The sequence below is a fragment of the Vreelandella sp. 21 genome, from assembly GCF_050995515.1.
In the GTDB taxonomy this organism is placed as follows: Bacteria; Pseudomonadota; Gammaproteobacteria; order Pseudomonadales; family Halomonadaceae; genus Vreelandella; species Vreelandella alkaliphila.
Genome location: NZ_CP194673.1, coordinates 146,020 through 164,646, shown reverse-complemented (window position 1 = coordinate 164,646; position 18,627 = coordinate 146,020). Strand labels below are relative to the sequence as shown.

The following is an 18,627-nucleotide window of genomic DNA, read 5'->3' as shown; positions in this document are numbered from 1 at the left end:
ATAAGGATATCGCATGAATCTGCAGCTCGTTTGGCTGCGTAGCGACTTACGCATTCACGATAACTCCGCGCTTGCCGCTGCAGCTGCCAACGGCCCTGTGGTGGCCGTTTTCTTACGCAGCGTGGCTCAATGGCAAACACATGGCCACGGGGCGACTAAACTCGATTTCTGGGCACGCAGTGTTGCGGCGATCAAAGCGTCGCTTAACGGGCTTAATATTCCACTTTTGCATCGTGATATTGATCACTATAACGAAGCGGCTCAGGTATTGCTCGATATCGCCCACGAGTACCAAATTACTCAACTCCACTTTAACTATGAATATGCGCTGAACGAGCAACACCGCGATCAGTCGGTGCTTGATGCTTTTAAACAAGCAGGGATCGCCGCGCAGGGTCACCATGATGCCGTAGCCTTCGCCCCTGGCAGTTTGTTGACCGGAAAAGGCGATTATTACGGCGTATTTACACCGTTTTCGAAAGCTTGGCACAAGCAGGTGACTGCGCAGCAACTTGCCTTACGTGATACACCAGGCGTGCAATCTCCGCTAGAGATCGATAGCGACCCACTGCCCGCACTTCCATCGCTGGATAACGACCCCGTTGATAAACGCCTATGGCCTGCTGGAGAAGAGGCGGCTAGTGACAATCTCGAACGTTTTTTACGCTTTCGTGGACGGCACTATAACCAGCAGCGAGACTTTCCAAACGTTCGCGGCACCAGCGAACTTTCGCCCTATCTGGCGCTGGGCATGATCTCCTACCGCCAATGCCTTCAAGCCGTGATGAGCGAAAATGGTGGCCACCTGGCCGATGGTGATGCGGGGCTGACCACCTGGGTAAATGAGCTTATTTGGCGTGAATTTTATCAGCACGTAGCGGTAGGCTTTCCCCAAGTTTGCCGTCACCAACCTTTTCAAGAGCACACCAAGCAGCTCCGCTGGCGTGACGATGACAAAGGCTTTCAAGCGTGGTGTGAGGGCCGTACCGGCTATCCGATTGTCGATGCGGCCATGCGCCAGCTAGTGACTACGGGCTGGATGCACAACCGCCTGCGCATGATCACCGCGATGTTTTTAAGTAAGCACTTGCTGATTGACTGGCGGCGCGGTGAGGCATTTTTTATGCGCCATTTAATCGACGGTGAGTTTTGCGCCAATAATGGCGGTTGGCAGTGGGCGGCATCAACAGGAACGGATGCAGCGCCCTATTTTCGTATTTTTAACCCCACTACCCAGTCAACGCGCTTTGATCCAGAGGGTGAATTTATTGCCCATTGGCTGCCCGAGTTAAAACCGCTGCCTAAAAAAGCTCGTCATGCGCCCCCCCAAGACATGCTAAACCCAACGGGTTACCCTGCCCCTATCGTTGACCATAAAGCAGCGCGCCAGCGTGCCCTGGATGCTTTTAAAGCGCTTTCTAAATAACAGCCCCCCTCTTTTGCATCGCCTATGTTAAGGCGATGCAAAGTTAAGGCGATGCAAATCGACCCACTGACGGCTCCTCGCTTCATCGCTTGCTTATTTTTCTTAACCACCATAGGACTGCGTGATGCCTAACGATCAAGCTTTGGCGAACTTCTGCGCCTTTTTTAATAAACTAGACAATACCTGTACAGAAAAACTATACGAGGTATATACTGAGGAAGTTGTCTTCAACGATCCGCTACATCACATTGAAGGACGGTCGGCGCTAGAGCGCTATTTCGCCACCATGTACGAAAATGTTGAACGTTGCCAATTTACTTATCACACGCAACAACAGGTGGTTAATCAAGCATTTGTAACGTGGACAATGGAGTTCGTTCATCCCCGACTAGCCCAGGGAAAACTGATCCGTGTCGCGGGATGCAGTGCCCTAACATTTGCAGAGGATGGTCGGGTTTCAAAGCACTGCGACTATTTCGATGCAGGCGCCATGTTGTATGAACACTTACCAGTCATGGGACGTGTTATACGTTGGTTAAAACGGCGCATTCGCTGATATATGCCGTTTATTTGCATACAGGTTGCATGCTAACAGGCCATTACAGGAGAGCATGATGAGCACATGGAAAACGCCCCAACGCATTTGGCTCACAGGTGCTACGTCAGGCATTGGTGAAGCGCTTGCCACAAAGCTCATCGCCCAAGGTCACCATGTTGTGCTTAGTGCTCGAAACCAAGAGGCGCTCGATGATTTATGTGACGGTCATCCCAATGCTTATTCGCTCCCCGTTGATATCAGCGACCACCAAGCAGTGATTGCAGCGGGTGAACAGATCAGCACATGGCTGGGCGCACTGGATATTGCCTTATTCAATGCAGGCACATGCGAATATCTAGACGCGCAGCATTTTGATATGGCGCTGATTGAGCGGGTTTTCACCCCAAACCTGTTTGGTACCCTGTATGGCGTGGAAGCAGCCCTGCCATTATTAAGAGCTGCTCGCAAAGAGGGTAAACCTGCTCGCCTAGCCGCCACCTCTAGCGCATCTGCCTATTTACCGCTGCCCAGAGCCGAAGCCTATGGCGCCTCAAAAGCGGCTATCAGTTACTTTTTGGAGTCATTACGTCTCGACCTCGATCAAGAAGGCATTGATGTCAGCGTCATTCACCCAGGCTTTGTTAAAACCCCGTTGACCGATCGCAATGATTTTCCAATGCCCATGCAAGTCACCGCGGAACAAGCGGCCGATGCCATCATTGCCGGTCTTGTCAAAGGAAAGTTGGATATTCACTTTCCACGTCGCTTCACCTATCTGGTGAAATGTTTAGGAATTTTACCGCCTGCGCTGCGTCGTCATATCGGCCTACGCATGACAAGACGTCAAGAGGAGCAACAATGAGTGGCATAGCTTCACAGCGTATCGCAATTATCGGCAGCGGTATTAGCGGCATGGCAGCGGGTTGGTACTTATCCTCCCAGCATGAAGTCACTCTGTTTGAAGCAGACGGGCGTCTTGGCGGGCACACGGCCACGATGGACGTGGAGGTCGGGGGGAAGTCCTACGCTATCGACACGGGCTTTATTGTTTTCAATGACTGGACCTATCCCCATTTCCAACGCTTACTAGAAACGCTCGAAGTGCCTAGCCAAGCCACCGAAATGAGTTTTTCGGTGCATGAAACCAATGTTGATTTTGAATATAACGGCCATACGCTAGGCTCGCTGTTTGCCCAGCGGCGCAACTTGCTTAGCCCCGCTTTTTATCGTCTGTTACGCGACATCTTGCGCTTTAACAAACAAGCAACGGCTGACTTAGAGGCCAAGCGCCTTCCTAGCAACACAACGCTAGGCCAATACCTTGACCAGCATGGCTACGGTGAAGCTTTTCAGCGACGTTATCTGCTGCCCATGGGGGCCGCCATTTGGTCTGCGAGCATTGGCGATCTACGCGCCTTTCCACTGACGTTCTTCGTCCGTTTTTTCCGCAATCACGGCTTGCTGTCGGTTAACCACCGCCCTCAATGGCACACCTTAGTTGGCGGCTCGAAACGCTATATTCCCAGCATGACAGCGCCATACGCAGCGCGCATTCATCTGAATACGCCTGTAACGCGCATTGAGCGAAACGCCACCGGCGTAATGATCACCACGGCACAAGGCACACAACGCTTTGATCATGTCGTGCTGGCTTGCCACGCCGATCAGGCACTAGCGATGCTCGGCGACCCGACACCCGCTGAGCAAGACATTCTTGCCGCCATGCCTTATCAAGATAACGAGGTAGTGCTGCATACCGATACCTCGCTGCTGCCCCGGCGGCAGCGCGCCTGGGCTAGCTGGAACTACCGCTTAGATGGCAGAGGAGCAGACGAGCGGGTGTCTGTTACCTACAACATGAATATTTTGCAGCGATTGAAAGAGGCCGAGACTACTTTTTGCGTCACGCTTAACGACTCAAACAGCATTGACCCTGCGAAAGTGCTCGGACGTTATACCTATGCCCACCCCCAATTCACACTGGCAGGACAGGCAGCGCAAATGCGTCATGACGAGATATCCTCGGTTGCTCGGCGTACTCACTTCTGCGGCGCTTACTGGCGCAATGGTTTTCACGAAGATGGGGTATGGAGCGCGCTGCGGGTTGCCCAAGCACTAGGTTGTGATGAAGCCGCTGCGCCGCCAACAACGCCCACAGCACTCCCGGCTCATGACCTTATGCCCACTAACAGCGTTGGGGAGGGTCTCGGATGATTACCGCGCCTCGCTCGCGTATTTACCGCGGCACCTTGCGCCATCGTCGCTTCACTCCTAAGGAGCACGCTTTCAGTTACCGCGTTTGGATGGCGTGGCTCGACTTGGATGAGTTGCCGACCCTGTTTGACAATGTGCCTTGCTTTAGCGCCCGAAGGCCAGCACTAGCACGCTTTCGTCGCGAAGATTATCTCGGTCCTATTGATAAGCCATTGCGTACAGCGGTACGCGAGGAGCTAGTTCGTCAGTTGGGTAGTGCCCCCAGTGGCAAGATTTACGTACTGACCCAATTACGCACCTTTGGCACTGTCTTCAATCCTGTTTCGATGTACTACGCCTATGACCATCTTGGCAGGCTGGCGGCTGTCGTTGGTGAAGTCACTAATATGCCCTGGAAAGAGCGTACCTGCTATGCCTGTCGGATCGAGCCTGCTCGTCATAGCCATCATGCAAGCTTTGACAAAGCCATGCATGTATCGCCGTTTAACCCCATGGAAATGACCTACCGTTGGAAGCTCAATGCACCCGGCGATCAGCTCTATCTGCACATGGAAAACTGGCAAAGCGGGCAGCGTCATTTCGACGCCACGCTCACGTTAGAGGCTGCGCCAGCGACACGCGGCGTTCTATTAGCAACGCTTGCACGTCAGCCCTGGATGAGCCTGAAAACAGTGGCGGGAATTCATTTTGAAGCGTTTCGCCTCTGGCTGAAGCGCATCCCCGTTTATAACCACCCTAAGCGCAAGGAAACTTCAAAATGACAACCCTGCGTTCTACGCCCCCTGACATACAACCAGTTAACCAGGATCGTTTCACTCGCTGGTTGAAGCCTCGCCTGATGACTCAATTAGATGCCTTCCAGGGTGGCCGTATTACCTTAATTGAAGGCAACCAGTGTCACCACCTGGGTCAAGAAGGGCCGCTTCAAGTGACCGTCGTGATTCGTCACTCCCGCGCCTGGAAAAGGCTCGCGTTTGGTGGCACAGTGGGCGCAGCTGAATCCTATATGGATGGCGACTGGGATGCTGATGACTTAGTAGCCTTGGTGCGTTTGTTTGCGGCCAATTTGGATCACGTAAACGGTAAAATGGAAAACGGAAGCGCTCGTTTCGCCCGCTGGCTGCTTGGCGCTGCCTATCGCTTCCAACGTAATAGCCTTTCCGGTTCAAAGCGTAATATCTCGGCACACTACGATATTGGCAATGACCTTTTTGCCACGTTTCTTGATCAACGCCACTGGATGTACTCGAGCGCTGTTTTCCCTTATCCAGAAGCCAGCCTGGAAGAAGCGTCTACCTACAAACTCGATATCATGCTCGAAAAGCTAGATGTACGCCCAGAACATCACTTGCTAGAAATTGGTACTGGCTGGGGTGGTCTTGCAATACACGCCGCCAAAACTCGTGGCTGCCATGTCACTACCACCACCATTTCTGAAGAGCAGTACGCCCATACCGCCCGTCGCATTAAAGAAGAGGGGCTCGACGATAAAATCACTCTGTTAAAGCAGGATTATCGTGAGCTGACAGGTCGCTACGATCGACTTATTTCTGTTGAGATGATTGAAGCCGTCGGCCACCAGTATTTGAACACCTACCTTGAAAAGGTCGACAGCCTGCTGACCGACGATGGCCAGGCTATGCTGCAAGCCATCACTATCCGAGACCAACGGTTTGAAGAAGCCAAGCGGGATATGGACTTTATTAAGCGCTATATTTTCCCCGGTGGTTTTTTGCCGTCTCATCACGCCATGCTAACCAGTGTGATGCGCAAAACCTCACTGAACGTAGTAGCGCTTGATGAAATTGGCCAGCACTATGCCCGCACCCTACGCGAGTGGCGCCATCGTTTTGAAACCAGCCTAGAGCAGATAAGGCAACAAGGGTACGACGAACGGTTTATTCGCATGTGGCGTTACTATTTGTGCTACTGCGAGGGGGGCTTTATTGAGCGCTCTATTGGTACGTGCCACTTGTTGCTAGCGAAACCAGCCGCCAAACCCGAGCCGTTAACGGGCGCACTATAAATGGCTAGCCCACGCTGGCAAAGCTTGCTGTTCAACGCACTACGCTTCGAAGTGGGCTGGCTGCTGTGCGTTCTGGGGGGATCATGGGTAGCTGCCATTATGGGAAGTGCGCTGCTAGGCTGGCATTTCTGGCGCTGCGCCAAGCCCGGCGAATGGCGTTTCATTGGTGTGTTTGCGCTATTGGGGTTAGCGTTGGACGGAGGCCTTCATTTGGCAGGAGGTTTCGACTTCGGTGAACACACCTTGGTGGCTGGTTTACTGCCACTGTGGCTTTGGATGTTGTGGCCGCTGTTTGCAACACTAGTATTTCACTCGCTTGCTTGGCTGTGGCAATACCCAATGATTGCGGCGGTTTGCGGTGCGGTCAGCGGGCCACTGTCCTATGTTGGCGGCGCAACGCTCACCGGGGTTAGCTTAGCCCCCTGGTTACTGCCGGCACAGGCCATTATTTGGGCAGTGCTGTGTTTGTGTATCAGTCGTTACGCTAACCACAAAGTCGCTGCTTCTGGCGTTCATTAATACTTGCTTCTAGCATGGCGTTTAGCATTCACGAAGGCATTGATTCAGCAAGTATGCGCGGCACCCAACGTTGCTCAAGCTCCGCAGCAGGTAAGGGCCTAGCAAAATAGAACCCTTGCACTGACGTACAACCGGCGTTAATCAGAAACTGACATTGCGCTTGAGTTTCTACGCCTTCGGCGACCACTTCCAGTCCCATCCCCTCTGCCATCGCCAACACAGCCGTGACAATAGCGGCATCTGCTTGGTCATGAGGCAGTTCACGAATAAACGCACGATCTAGCTTAATTTTATCTACCGGCAATCGCTTCAAATAACCAAGCGATGAATAGCCAGTACCAAAATCATCGATTGCAATCGCATAGCCTTGGTTACGCAGCGCCTGCAGGCGAGGCCCCATATCCCCGGCACGCTCGTCCAGCAAAACAGATTCTGTCAATTCCAAGCCAATTTGCGACGTTTTTAGTTGGTAGCGTTCTAAACAACTAGACAGCAGAGTTTCTAGGTCTCCCTGAAAAAGCTGCAGCGCAGAAATATTGACCCATACCGTCACTTTCGGCATACCGCTGTATTGCCAGTGCGCCTGCTGGGCACAGGCTTTTTCGATCACCCAACTACCGAGTTCGGCCATCAATCCATGACGTTCAGCAAGCGGTATAAAATCGCCCGGAGAGATCATGCCATCCTCAGGGTGACGCCAGCGCAGCAGCGCTTCCATACCCACTAAATCGCCAGTTCCTGGATGATGCTGCGTTTGGTAATGCAGCTCCAACTGATCACCGGATATCAACGCGGCCCGCAAATCGCTCACCAGAGCAAGCTGGGGATTATCTTGTTTATCCAGCGCGGGGCGAAACCGCTGGCTGAGATTACGCCCTAAGCGTTTGGCACTATATAAGGCAGACTCTAGCCGCTGAAAAAGCACGCCGGAATCACTGCCATCTTCAGGGGCACGACAGCTACCAATCGTTAACCCCAGACGTAGCGATTGATCTTTTATTTCGAATGGTCGGCTCATGTGCTCACGCAGGGTCGCTACCCACTGATCATGGTCATCAAAGGTGGTCGTGCGAATCACCATAAATTCATCACCTCCCAGCCTACCCACTGCGCTGCCAGCCATATAACCCGTTAATCGTTGGGCAAAGCGCGCTAACAAACGATCCCCCTGCTCGACCCCTAAGCTGTCATTCACCGATTTGAGCCCATCAATATCAATCAACGCCATATCCAAACTTTCACCTGCTCGCAGATGGCGCAGCCGAGAGGACATCAGATCGTGTAAGCGCCGCCGGTTTGGCAATCCCGTTAGCGGGTCTTCATAACCAATTCGGCGCAGATCACGCTCGCGTGCTTTTTGGGAGGAAATATCGGTAAAGAGGCTGATAAAGTGAGTAATTTTGCCACGCTTGTCGGTAACCGCACGGACCTTTAGCCACTCAGGGTACTCATCACCGTGCTTGCGGCGATTCCACATCTCGCCCTCCCAACGGCCAGTCGCCTTTAGCGTGCTCCAAAACGTCTGATAAAACGCTTTATCGTGACGCTGAGCCGCCAACGTCTCTAGCTTACGGCCAATCATTTCCTGGCTTTCGAAGCCGGTAATTTGAGTAAAGGCGGGATTGACCGTCAAGACGCGATTATGCACATCGCTGATGACAATGGCGTCACTCGCCAACCCTATTGCATCTTGCGAAAGACGTAGCCGTAAATGTTGTTGGCGTATTTGGTTCCAAGCATCCCACATGCCAAATGCAACCAAGCTGGCCGCCACCATACGTAACGCCGAGTCAGGCACCCACACACAAGCGGGCAGCGCTATTAGCGCCACCCACACCAGCGGACGATTAAGAGAAACAGACAGCCACATGGCGGTTTAGTGTGTCCTATAAATGAGCCAAATAGGGCATGGGTTACAGATCTGGCATCATGCCGCTTAACAAAAAAACATGGATACACCATATTACGTCAATAGGGCGTTTATTGTGCAGAATCGCGTATTTGAAATAACGAAATACTAACAACCTCTATCGGCTGACAGGTAAAAAGCTGTAGAGAAAACACGATAAGTGCCCAACAACGTGCATTCAGAGGTTTCGGGAAGTAGACTAGACCCAACTACCATCTTGATACTCGGAACGATTCAGTGACCAAGCAACATTCCTTTGATCGCGAAGAACTACTGGCCTGCTCGCGCGGCGAGCTATTTGGCCCAGGAAACGCACAGCTTCCGGCACCCAACATGCTGATGCTCGATCGCATCATGCACATTCACGAAGAAGGTGGTGTGCATGGTAAAGGCGAGCTAATTGCCGAACTGGACATCACTCCGGACCTGTGGTTTTTTGATTGTCACTTCCCCGGTGACCCAGTCATGCCAGGCTGTTTGGGGCTAGATGCCATGTGGCAGCTTGTGGGTTTCTACCTGGGTTGGCTTGGCCACCCAGGTCGTGGACGTGCACTGGGCTGTGGCGACGTTAAATTCAGCGGCCAGATTCTACCCGACGCGAAAAAAGTAACGTATCACATTAATGTGAAGCGCATTATTACCCGCCGACTTATTCTAGGCATCGCCGACGGCACTGTGTCCGTCGACGGACGCGATATATACCAGGCTAATGATTTGCGCGTTGGCCTATTCACCTCCACTGCGAATTTCTGACAGGAGGCTCCCATGCGACGAGTGGTAGTCACCGGCCTTGGCATCGTATCGTGCTTAGGCAACGACCAGCAACAGGTCTTAGACGCGCTCAAAAACGGGCGCAGCGGTATTCGTTTTAAGGAAGAGTACGCCGAACGCGGCTTCCGTAGCCATGTCGCGGGTAGCGTCGACATCGACCTTGATTCTCTCATTGACCGCAAACTTCGCCGATTTATGGGCGACGCGGCAGCGTATGCCTATGTATCTATGGCACAAGCCATTGAGGATTCGGGGCTCTCTGAAGAGCAGGTGTCCAACGAACGGACTGGGCTTATAGCCGGGTCTGGCGGGGCATCCAGTGCAAATCAGGTAGAAGCAGCCGATGTCATGCGCGAAAAAGGCCTACGCCGTGTAGGGCCATACCGTGTTACCCGCACGATGGGCAGCACCGTGTCAGCATGCTTGGCAACGCCATTTAAGATAAAAGGCGTTAATTTTTCTATCTCCTCCGCCTGCGCGACGTCTGCTCACTGCATTGGTAGTGCGATGGAACAAATCCAGCTTGGTAAGCAGGATATCGTGTTTGCCGGTGGTGGCGAAGAAGAGCACTGGACCCTTTCTTGCTTATTTGATGCGATGGGTGCCCTTTCAACTCATTACAACGATACGCCAGAGAAAGCCTCTCGCCCTTATGATCAAGCACGCGATGGGTTTGTCATTGCTGGTGGCGGTGGCATGTTAGTGCTTGAAGAGCTGGAGCATGCTAAAGCACGCGGCGCCAAGATATACGGCGAATTGGTGGGCTATGGCGCCACCTCCGACGGCCACGATATGGTTGCTCCTTCCGGGGAAGGTGCGACGCGTTGCATGCGTCAGGCCATGGCGACGGTTAAGGGTGATATTGATTATATTAACACCCACGGCACGTCTACACCGGTGGGCGATGTGGCTGAGCTGAAGGCGATCCGTGAGGTATTTGGCAATACCACACCTGCTATGAGCTCAACCAAGTCGCTTACCGGCCACTCGTTAGGCGCAACCGGCGTTCAAGAAGCGATTTATTCGCTGCTAATGATGCAAAATGACTTCGTCGCTGCCTCAGCTAATATCGAGAATCTTGATGAGCAGGCAGATGGGTTTGACATCGTTAGAGAGCGACGTGATGGCGTTACCATCGACCGAGTGCTCTCCAACAGCTTTGGGTTTGGCGGCACTAACGCTTGCTTGGTTTTTCAGCGCTTTAATGGCTAATTCCTAGTCATGCAGTGCATGTGCAATACGCTATAAAAACGGCGCCTTAAGGCGCCGTTTTTATGTTCATCTAAAGGTTGCTTAACTTAACGAGAAGTTGGCCGAGGCACCTCTGAAATCTCTTGCAACTGCCCTTCAATCCAGGCTTCAACATCCACCAGCACCTCATCAGGTGTACGGCCTGCAGTTTCTATAGGCGCACCAATACGAACCCGAAGCACGCCGGGGCGCTTTACCCAATGGCGACCAGGCCAGCGCTCACCAGCATTATGTGCCACTGGTAGCACCGGCACACCTGCTCGGCAGGCCACCACGCTACCACTCTTGTTGTAGCGCTTTCGAACCCCTGGGTCGACACGCGTTCCCTCTGGAAAAATAAGCACTGAAAGCCCCGTTCCCAGTCGCGCGACACCCTGCGTCAACACCTGCTTCATAGCGCGGGCAGGCTTCGAGCGATCCAGACTAATCGGCCGCAACAGACGTAATCCCCAACCAAAAATAGGCAGTCGCAATAACTCCTGCTTTAATACCGTGCAAACGGGCGGCTTCATCACCTGCAGAAATACCGTTTCCCACTCACATTGGTGGTTGGCCTGGATCACACAGGGGCCCGCCGGAATATTTTCTCGCCCCTGAATGTCGTATCGCACGCCACACGCAACTTTGAACCACGCCATCAGAAAATGGTTATAGAGGTTTAGCAAACGATAACGGGCAGCCAACGGCAAAAACGGTGCAATTGGCAAAAAAAGAATGCCAATCAACAGCATGGCAGAAAAATATCCCACATAAAAAACCAAGCTGCGAACCAGATTGATCAAGCCAACTCTCCTGTCCCTTCGCCCTGCTGTTGTTCCCGCCTCAAACACCACGCATCCAGCATTCGTCCTACCTCCAGCCGCCATGGCTTCTGGTGAACACCAAACACATCAAGAACACGGCGGCAATTAAGGACTCGCCGCAGCTTGGCATCATGGTGATGATTAAGTGCTTGTACTTCGCCAAGGGCGACACTTTCGCCGCGACCTTCCAGATGGGTTGCCAGTTGGGTGCGAACCATTGAGGTAAATGTAAACGCACTGACAGGCTCGGTGCCCGCTAAGTGGTAAGCCCCCCAAGCATCGGCCCCACAGACTTGCTGCTGCAGCATGCCTATCAACGCCATGGCGACAGCATCGGCAGACGTAGGGCAAAAAATGACATCCTCAGCGGCGCGAGCAGACTGCCCAATCATCAAGCTGTCGATTATTTCGTTTAGCCACGCATGGCTGCCTTCCAGCGCAAACAAGGGGCCTAAGCGAACAATGAGATGTCGGTGATACTCAGCACGAATACGATCGCCCGCTTGCACTAAGCGGCGCAGGCTCTCATCCCTGGGAGCAGGCACCACATGTTCATCGATGGGGATTTCAAAACCGTCTTCGTAAAGCTGGTCTGAAACACACCACACCAACGCAATGCCTTGTGCTTGGCATGCATCGACGCAGACATCAACGGCATCAGCGTGTGCCATTACATCGGCAGGTGCCATACTGAGCGGGTGCGCTAATGGGGGAATAATCACCGCATCAGGTGTTATCTCCTGGAGTTGAGCGGAGGTAATCGTAGTACCCTGCTCAATAATAAGCTCAGTATCCGTTCGACGACTGGCTTCTCGGGCTAATGCCAAACTTAAGCAGTGCCCCGCATCTAGTATCAGCAGCTTCAAGACAGAACCTCCCTCTCACCTAACCCCAGGAATGTGGCGAACTATTCAGTTCAGGCGGTCAGAACGGAATTTCGTCGTCAAAATCATCGAAGTTGCCTGGATCGGGGGCCCCATAATTGCTGTTTTGATTAGCCGGGGCTGGCTGGTTGTGTTGTGGTCCACGAGCAGGCTGGGGCGCGCCGCCATAGTTACCTTGAGGAGCACCACCTTGGGGAGGATAACCACCCTGCTGTGGCATACCGCCACCCTGATGACCCTGAGGGGCCGCATGCTGAGGAGCTGGGTGCTGCGGCGCGGGTTGCTGTTGGGCCGGCGCACCTTGCGCAGGGTTATTTTGTGCGTAACCACCTTGAGGGGCTCCGCCACCCTGGAAATCGCCGCCACGGCTATCTAGCATCTGCATATCGTTGGCCACAATTTCCGTGCTGTAGCGATCTTGACCATTTTGGTCTTGCCACTTACGGGTTTGTAGGCGACCTTCAATGTATACCTTAGAGCCCTTTTTTAGGTACTGCTGGGCAATCTCAGCGGTTTTATTGAACAACACAATGCGGTGCCACTCGGTACGCTCTTGGCGCTGTCCGCTTTGGCGGTCCATCCAGGTGTCAGACGTCGCCAAATTCAGGTTTGCTACCGCCGTTCCTGAGGGCGTAAAGCGTACTTCAGGGTCTTGGCCCAGATTACCAATCAAGATGACTTTGTTAATACCGCGCGCCATAGGTCGCTCCTTTCAATAATCGGTCATATATCAATACCAGTGCCGTCAAGGGTATCACTGATACGGCTGACAGGCCTGAATGCCATGCAGCAAATGTGTGTAAAAGCTTCGCTATGTGTTTAAACATGGAGGTGTAAACGCTTGCTGTACAAATGATCAGAGATGGTCGTTACGTCTTAGGTGGTGATAACAACCTCGTCAGCGCTGCTTGATCGAGTTCTTTGCGATTCACTTTCAGGTACATCAAGCGCTCCTCCGGCACCACCATTACATCTTCCACGCCCACAACATCAGCGAGATGTTCCATCAACAGATTTAATGCATCAGGCTGCGTATCGTGTAGTGCTACGACTTCGCTGGAGAGAGGCGGTGGCGACGGCATACGCCACATCGCCAGCCACCACAGCAGCGCTAGCCCTGCACAGCCGAAGAACACCGCATCAAGCCCCCATAGATTCGACAACAAGCCACCCAGCGTGCCTCCTAAAAAAGCACCCAAAAACTGGCTGGTAGAGTACACCCCCATCGCGGTGCCTTTAGCACCCGCGGGTGCCAACTTACTGAGCATTGATGGCAGCGTGGCTTCGAGCAAGTTAAATCCTGTAAAAAAAACAAATAGCCATGCGAACAGCCAGCTCTCTTGGGAGAATGGCAGCCCCAGGCTGCCCAAGCTAATGACAATGGCGCCGATTGCCAGCAAGCATATTAATTTCATGCGCTGGTATTTCTCGGCCACGATCACCAGCGGCACCATAGCAATAAACGACAGCGCCATAATCGCTAGATAAGCCAGCCCGTGATACTCAATCGCGACGCCTGCATTTAATAGACGGAAAGGAACAGCAACAAAAATCGCCATTAACACCAGATGCAGCGAAAAAATCGACAGATCTAGCCGCCATAAATCGGGGCGCGTAATAACACTTTTAAACTGCTGGCGATCCATCCCCACATCGCGGTGGCGCAAACGGCGTGGTGCGGGCGGCACCCATCGCCAAAGCACCACTAAACCGACGAGCGTTAACAGCGCCGTAAACCAAAAAACGCCCGCTAGGCCCGCCCAAGCCGCCAGCCAGGGGCCAAGAACCATGGCAATCGCAAACGACACGCCAATGGAGAGCCCAATCGTGGCCATCGCCGCCGTTCGCACCTGCTCACGGGTTTGGTCGGCCAGTAGCGCCATAATCGCTGCAGCAACGGCACCACAGCCTTGCAGCGCGCGACCCAAAATAACCCCGCCAATGGAGTCTGCCATAGCAGCGACCACGCTTCCTACGGCAAAAATCAGTAAGCCCATGGCAATAACGCGCTTACGACCAATACGGTCTGACAGCAGCCCAAAGGGGATCTGTAGCGTTGCCTGAGTTAGTCCATAGACACCTAATGCGACACCAATTAACAATGGGGTAGCGCCACTTAAGGTGTCAGCGTAAAGCGCCAACACCGGCAGCACCATAAACAACCCCAGCATACGAGACGCATAAAGCCCGGCTAAGCCGCTGATTGCACGGCGTTCAGTGGCCAGCAGCAGTGCGGAAACCTTGCGCATAATACCCTTGTGGTCAATAAAGGGGCTGAACAGCCCGAGATAACCGTCCATTCTAGCGCTTTGTATCCACGCTGGAAACGCCAAGCGCTGACCCCATATCAATATGGAGCTTTGCCGGGAGGGGTACAGCAAACGTATAATTACACTTTTGCCACGCGATTCGAGGTGTTGATGGACAGCATTCTGGTCAGGGGTGCACGCACCCACAACCTCAAGCAGATCGATGTGGAGCTGCCCCGCGACAAACTTATCGTCATTACCGGTCTATCCGGCTCAGGTAAGTCATCGCTGGCGTTCGATACGCTCTACGCTGAGGGGCAACGCCGCTATGTGGAGTCGCTTTCCACCTATGCGCGTCAGTTCCTTTCGATGATGGAAAAGCCCGATGTGGATCACATCGAAGGGCTTTCGCCTGCGATCTCTATTGAGCAGAAATCCACGTCCCACAACCCCCGCTCTACCGTCGGCACGATTACCGAGATTTACGATTACCTGCGTCTACTGTTCGCCCGGGCAGGCACACCACGTTGTCCAGAGCACGGCGAGGAACTGGAAGCACAAACCATTTCCCAAATGGTCGACCAAGTCATGAACCTGGCCGAAGGCACCAAGTTGATGCTGCTTGCGCCGGTGGTGAAAGGTCGTAAAGGGGAGCACCTGCAACTGCTGGCAGAACTGCGGGCTCAAGGCTTCGTTCGGGTACAGATTGATGGTCAAGTGCTAGAACTTGACGATATTGCCCCGCTCGACAAGCGCAAGAAACACGATATCAGCGTGGTGGTTGACCGTTTTAAAGTGCGTGATGATATTGCCCAGCGTCTAGCAGAATCGTTTGAAACCGCGATCAACCTCACCGACGGCACGGCGATGATCCACTTCATGGATGGCGATCAGGACGACCTTGCCTTTTCATCACGTTTTGCCTGTCCGGTGTGCGGCTATTCACTTTCTGAGCTTGAACCGCGGATGTTTTCGTTCAACAACCCGGCCGGAGCCTGCCCCACCTGTGACGGCTTAGGTGTGCAACAGTATTTTGACCCCGACAAGTTGATTAGCCATCCAGAGCTATCGCTGGCGGAAGGCGTGATTAAAGGTTGGGATCGGCGCAACATTTATTACTTTACCCAACTGCAAGCGCTCGCCAAGCATTACCAGTTTGAGCTCGAAACGCCGTGGGTTGAGCTTGCTAGTCATGAACGTGAGATTATTTTAAACGGTAGTGGCAGCGAACAGATTCCTTTTGTGTATGTGGGAGACCGTGGCCGCAAGGTAACGCGCGAGCATGCTTTTGAAGGCGTATTACCCAATATGCAGCGTCGCTATCGGGAAACCGAATCCAACATGGTGCGTGACGATCTGGCTAAGTACATCGCCGTGCAGCCATGCGCCACCTGTGGTGGCTCGCGGCTGCGCAAAGAGTCACGCCATGTATTTGTCGATGATCATAACATTGCCGATATTGTGCACTTACCTATCGGTGAGGCATGGCGCTACTTTGCCGAGCTTTCCCTACCGGGCCGCAAAGGCGAGATTGCCGATAAGATCGTTAACGAAATTCATGCCCGGCTAGAGTTTTTGGTTAACGTAGGGCTCGACTACCTGAACCTGGAGCGCAGTGCTGACACGCTCTCGGGGGGCGAAGCACAGCGTATCCGTCTCGCCAGCCAAATTGGCGCGGGGCTGGTGGGCGTGATGTACATTCTGGACGAGCCCTCCATCGGCCTGCACCAGCGGGATAACGACCGTCTGTTGAAAACCCTGGAGCGCCTTCGCGACCTGGGCAACACCGTGATCGTGGTTGAGCACGACGAAGACGCCATTCGCGCTGCGGACCATGTACTCGACATCGGTCCTGGTGCAGGTGTCCATGGTGGCGAAATTGTCGCTCAGGGCACGCCTCAAGACGTGATGGACAACCCCAATTCGCTGACCGGCCAGTACTTGTCGGGAACGCGGGAAATCGCTGTGCCCCCCTACCGCATTCCCGGCAATCCGGAAAAGCAGCTGGTGGTGCGCGGCGCGACGGGCAATAACCTGCAAAACGTCACGCTCAGCCTGCCGCTGGGGCTGTTTATTGCCGTCACGGGGGTTTCCGGCTCGGGCAAGTCGACGCTGATCAACGGCACCCTGATGCCGATCGCGGCCCGCGAGCTTAACCGCGCCACTACCTTGACCCCGGCTCCCTATGAGAAGGTAGAGGGGCTTGATCAGCTCGATAAAGTGATCGATATTGACCAGAGTCCTATCGGTCGTACGCCGCGCTCAAACCCAGCTACCTATACCGGTATTTTCACCCCGATTCGTGAGCTGTTTGCGGGCACTCAGGAAGCGCGTTCGCGAGGCTACAAGCCAGGCCGGTTCAGCTTTAACGTTAAAGGCGGCCGCTGCGAAGCGTGCCAGGGCGAAGGCATGATCAAGGTAGAGATGCACTTTCTACCGGATATTTATGTGCCCTGCGATGTGTGTAAAGGCAAACGCTACAACCGCGAAACGTTGGATATCCACTATAAAGGCAAAACGATTCACGAAGTGCTGGCCATGACGGTAGAGGACGCCCTGGAGTTCTTCAGCCCAGTGCCTGCTATCGCTCGTCGTTTGCAAACCCTGTTGGATGTAGGCCTCTCCTATATCCGCCTAGGGCAAAGTGCCACTACCCTTTCTGGCGGTGAAGCGCAGCGTGTCAAACTGGCCCGTGAGCTAGCCAAGCGTGACACCGGAAAAACGCTCTATATATTGGATGAGCCCACCACTGGCCTGCATTTTGAGGATATCCGTCAGCTACTCACGGTACTCCACCGCCTACGTGATCACGGCAATACCATTGTGGTGATCGAGCACAACCTGGATGTGATCAAAACGGCTGACTGGATTATTGATCTTGGCCCAGAAGGTGGCTCTGGCGGTGGACAAATTATTGCCGAAGGAACACCAGAACAGATTGCCAAGCAGAGCGTTTCCCATACAGGGCATTTCCTGGCACCGTTGTTAAAACGTGGTAATCGTGCCAAAAAAACCGCCTAGCGCCACTTCCAGGGTGGGTAACTCCCCCCCTGGAAAATGACAGCGATATGCCTGCCCCTCCCCAAGGACGACAAGAGAGCAGAAAAGACCAAGCAACATAGGACGGCCCTGTTTATATTGATTAACGTTTATATTTATCAACAACGCGGCCTGTTAATCGTTGCTAACCTTTTTAGGAGAAGGAAGCTGTGGATCAGGATAAAAGCTGCATTATTAGCCACTTCAGTCACTACTGCTCACTAACTGAAGCAGAAAAAGCGCTATTAATCGAGTTGGAAGAGAGTCCTACCGATATCAAAGCAGGGTCACTGCTGTGGGAAATTGACGCCCCCGCGAATGAGTTTTGCACCTTGCGCAGTGGCTGGGCTTACTCCTATCGACATTTAGAAAACGGCGATCGGCAAATTCTGGAAGTATTTTTGCCTGGCGATATTATCGGTTTGCGAGAGTTTGCGTTTTCCAGGCGGCTGGAAAACGTGCGCATGATTACTGACGGCGTGGTCTGCCATTTTCCCCATAAGCGCATGCTAGAGCTATTTCGTCAGTCACTAACGCTGACCTCGGTGATGTTTGCCATTGGCAGTCGCCATCAGGCGCTACTAACGGAACGGCTGGTCAACTTAGCGCGGCGTAGTGCTAGGCAAAAAATGGCCCACTTCCTCCATGAAATGTACCTACGCTTACGCCAGACTAATCATGACATCAGCGAACAGTTCCGTTTGCCACTTTCTCAAGAACAGCTAGCCGATATTCTAGGTTTGAGCCCGGTTCATGTGAGCCGCACGTTTAGCGCATTGAATGAAGATGGCTTGGTGTTCCGTGACCGCCATAACGTCACTATTCCCGATTTAAAGGCGTTGGCTACCGAAGGGGAATTCGACGACTGCTATTTAACCGATAACGTCAGGCCGCTACTTGTTAGCGCCTGAGCCCTAACGCCTGAATCAACGGCAGATTATTCGTTCTTAAGCTTTTCTATCCTTAAAATAAGCAACGCCGCGTGGCTCTCTAGACCA

At 53.3% G+C, this 18,627-nt stretch carries 16 protein-coding genes; 11 read left to right on the top strand and 5 right to left on the bottom strand.

Translation table 11 applies throughout. The annotated features are described in order from the left end of the window. Positions 1–13: 13 nt before the first annotated feature. From phrB to ACN06F_RS00710, 7 genes are all read left to right on the top strand, one after another. On the top strand, positions 14–1,426 hold the full coding sequence (gene phrB, locus ACN06F_RS00740) for a deoxyribodipyrimidine photo-lyase (protein WP_433924504.1): 1,413 nt from the start codon (positions 14–16) through the stop codon (positions 1,424–1,426). A gap of 124 nt (positions 1,427–1,550) precedes the next feature. Then, positions 1,551–1,982: a nuclear transport factor 2 family protein gene (locus ACN06F_RS00735; protein WP_038480304.1), complete on the top strand. Its 432-nt coding sequence runs from the start codon at positions 1,551–1,553 to the stop codon at positions 1,980–1,982. A 58-nt stretch (positions 1,983–2,040) separates the two neighbouring features. Next, positions 2,041–2,826, top strand: a complete 786-nt coding sequence (locus ACN06F_RS00730; RefSeq protein WP_038480302.1) for an SDR family NAD(P)-dependent oxidoreductase — start codon at positions 2,041–2,043, stop codon at positions 2,824–2,826. Next, positions 2,823–4,178 carry an NAD(P)/FAD-dependent oxidoreductase gene (locus tag ACN06F_RS00725; protein WP_095604358.1) on the top strand — a complete coding sequence of 452 codons (1,356 nt, stop codon included), beginning with the start codon at positions 2,823–2,825 and terminating at the stop codon, positions 4,176–4,178. Before ACN06F_RS00730 ends, ACN06F_RS00725 begins: the two co-directional genes overlap by 4 nt. Then, positions 4,175–4,939, top strand: coding sequence for a DUF1365 domain-containing protein (locus tag ACN06F_RS00720; protein ID WP_095604357.1), 765 nt, complete (start codon positions 4,175–4,177; stop codon positions 4,937–4,939). Before ACN06F_RS00725 ends, ACN06F_RS00720 begins: the two co-directional genes overlap by 4 nt. Continuing rightward, positions 4,936–6,204, top strand: a complete 1,269-nt coding sequence (locus ACN06F_RS00715; RefSeq protein WP_095604356.1) for an SAM-dependent methyltransferase — start codon at positions 4,936–4,938, stop codon at positions 6,202–6,204. Before ACN06F_RS00720 ends, ACN06F_RS00715 begins: the two co-directional genes overlap by 4 nt. Then, positions 6,205–6,723, top strand: a complete 519-nt coding sequence (locus ACN06F_RS00710; protein WP_038480290.1) for a DUF2878 family protein — start codon at positions 6,205–6,207, stop codon at positions 6,721–6,723. A gap of 28 nt (positions 6,724–6,751) precedes the next feature. Here ACN06F_RS00710 and ACN06F_RS00705 read toward each other — a convergent pair whose 3' ends face one another. Next, the gene (locus ACN06F_RS00705) at positions 6,752–8,593 is read right to left on the bottom strand and encodes a putative bifunctional diguanylate cyclase/phosphodiesterase (protein WP_433924503.1); all 1,842 of its coding nucleotides are present in this window, start codon (positions 8,591–8,593) and stop codon (positions 6,752–6,754) included. Between the two features lie 276 nt (positions 8,594–8,869). Here ACN06F_RS00705 and fabA point away from each other — a divergent pair, with 276 nt between their 5' ends. Further along, positions 8,870–9,385, top strand: coding sequence for a 3-hydroxyacyl-[acyl-carrier-protein] dehydratase FabA (gene fabA, locus ACN06F_RS00700; RefSeq protein WP_038480285.1), 516 nt, complete (start codon positions 8,870–8,872; stop codon positions 9,383–9,385). 12 nt (positions 9,386–9,397) lie between these two features. After that, positions 9,398–10,615, top strand: coding sequence for a beta-ketoacyl-ACP synthase I (gene fabB / locus ACN06F_RS00695; RefSeq protein ID WP_038480282.1), 1,218 nt, complete (start codon positions 9,398–9,400; stop codon positions 10,613–10,615). Between the two features lie 86 nt (positions 10,616–10,701). Here the strand turns inward: fabB and ACN06F_RS00690 are convergent, their stop codons facing one another. The 4 genes from ACN06F_RS00690 to ACN06F_RS00675 all read right to left on the bottom strand — a co-directional run bounded on the left by ACN06F_RS00690 (position 10,702) and on the right by ACN06F_RS00675 (position 14,590). After that, on the bottom strand, positions 10,702–11,436 hold the full coding sequence (locus ACN06F_RS00690; protein WP_301397113.1) for a lysophospholipid acyltransferase family protein: 735 nt from the start codon (positions 11,434–11,436) through the stop codon (positions 10,702–10,704). Next, positions 11,433–12,323: a sugar nucleotide-binding protein gene (locus ACN06F_RS00685; RefSeq protein ID WP_433924502.1), complete on the bottom strand. Its 891-nt coding sequence runs from the start codon at positions 12,321–12,323 to the stop codon at positions 11,433–11,435. Before ACN06F_RS00685 ends, ACN06F_RS00690 begins: the two co-directional genes overlap by 4 nt. Positions 12,324–12,381: 58 nt before the next feature. Further along, the gene (locus ACN06F_RS00680; RefSeq protein WP_089040040.1) at positions 12,382–13,041 is read right to left on the bottom strand and encodes a single-stranded DNA-binding protein; all 660 of its coding nucleotides are present in this window, start codon (positions 13,039–13,041) and stop codon (positions 12,382–12,384) included. 169 nt (positions 13,042–13,210) lie between these two features. Continuing rightward, positions 13,211–14,590: an MFS transporter gene (locus ACN06F_RS00675; protein WP_038486465.1), complete on the bottom strand. Its 1,380-nt coding sequence runs from the start codon at positions 14,588–14,590 to the stop codon at positions 13,211–13,213. 171 nt (positions 14,591–14,761) lie between these two features. Between ACN06F_RS00675 and uvrA the strand changes: the two genes are divergently transcribed. After that, positions 14,762–17,611, top strand: a complete 2,850-nt coding sequence (gene uvrA / locus ACN06F_RS00670) for an excinuclease ABC subunit UvrA (protein WP_433924501.1) — start codon at positions 14,762–14,764, stop codon at positions 17,609–17,611. 188 nt (positions 17,612–17,799) lie between these two features. After that, entirely contained in the window at positions 17,800–18,540 is a 741-nt protein-coding gene (locus ACN06F_RS00665) for a Crp/Fnr family transcriptional regulator (RefSeq protein WP_120385952.1), read from the top strand. Positions 18,541–18,627: the final 87 nt, after the last annotated feature.

Excerpts from the sequence above, each read along its gene's own strand:
- ACN06F_RS00675 (WP_038486465.1), bottom strand. The coding sequence starts at position 14,590 with ATGCGCAAGGTTTCCGCACTGCTGCTGGCCACTGAACGCCGTGCAATC.
- phrB (WP_433924504.1), top strand. The coding sequence starts at position 14 with ATGAATCTGCAGCTCGTTTGGCTGCGTAGCGACTTACGCATTCACGAT.
- ACN06F_RS00705 (WP_433924503.1), bottom strand. The coding sequence starts at position 8,593 with ATGTGGCTGTCTGTTTCTCTTAATCGTCCGCTGGTGTGGGTGGCGCTA.
- uvrA (WP_433924501.1), top strand. The coding sequence starts at position 14,762 with ATGGACAGCATTCTGGTCAGGGGTGCACGCACCCACAACCTCAAGCAG.
- fabB (WP_038480282.1), top strand. The coding sequence starts at position 9,398 with ATGCGACGAGTGGTAGTCACCGGCCTTGGCATCGTATCGTGCTTAGGC.
- ACN06F_RS00710 (WP_038480290.1), top strand. The coding sequence starts at position 6,205 with ATGGCTAGCCCACGCTGGCAAAGCTTGCTGTTCAACGCACTACGCTTC.
- ACN06F_RS00680 (WP_089040040.1), bottom strand. The coding sequence starts at position 13,041 with ATGGCGCGCGGTATTAACAAAGTCATCTTGATTGGTAATCTGGGCCAA.
- ACN06F_RS00735 (WP_038480304.1), top strand. The coding sequence starts at position 1,551 with ATGCCTAACGATCAAGCTTTGGCGAACTTCTGCGCCTTTTTTAATAAA.
- ACN06F_RS00725 (WP_095604358.1), top strand. The coding sequence starts at position 2,823 with ATGAGTGGCATAGCTTCACAGCGTATCGCAATTATCGGCAGCGGTATT.
- ACN06F_RS00730 (WP_038480302.1), top strand. The coding sequence starts at position 2,041 with ATGAGCACATGGAAAACGCCCCAACGCATTTGGCTCACAGGTGCTACG.
- ACN06F_RS00720 (WP_095604357.1), top strand. The coding sequence starts at position 4,175 with ATGATTACCGCGCCTCGCTCGCGTATTTACCGCGGCACCTTGCGCCAT.
- ACN06F_RS00715 (WP_095604356.1), top strand. The coding sequence starts at position 4,936 with ATGACAACCCTGCGTTCTACGCCCCCTGACATACAACCAGTTAACCAG.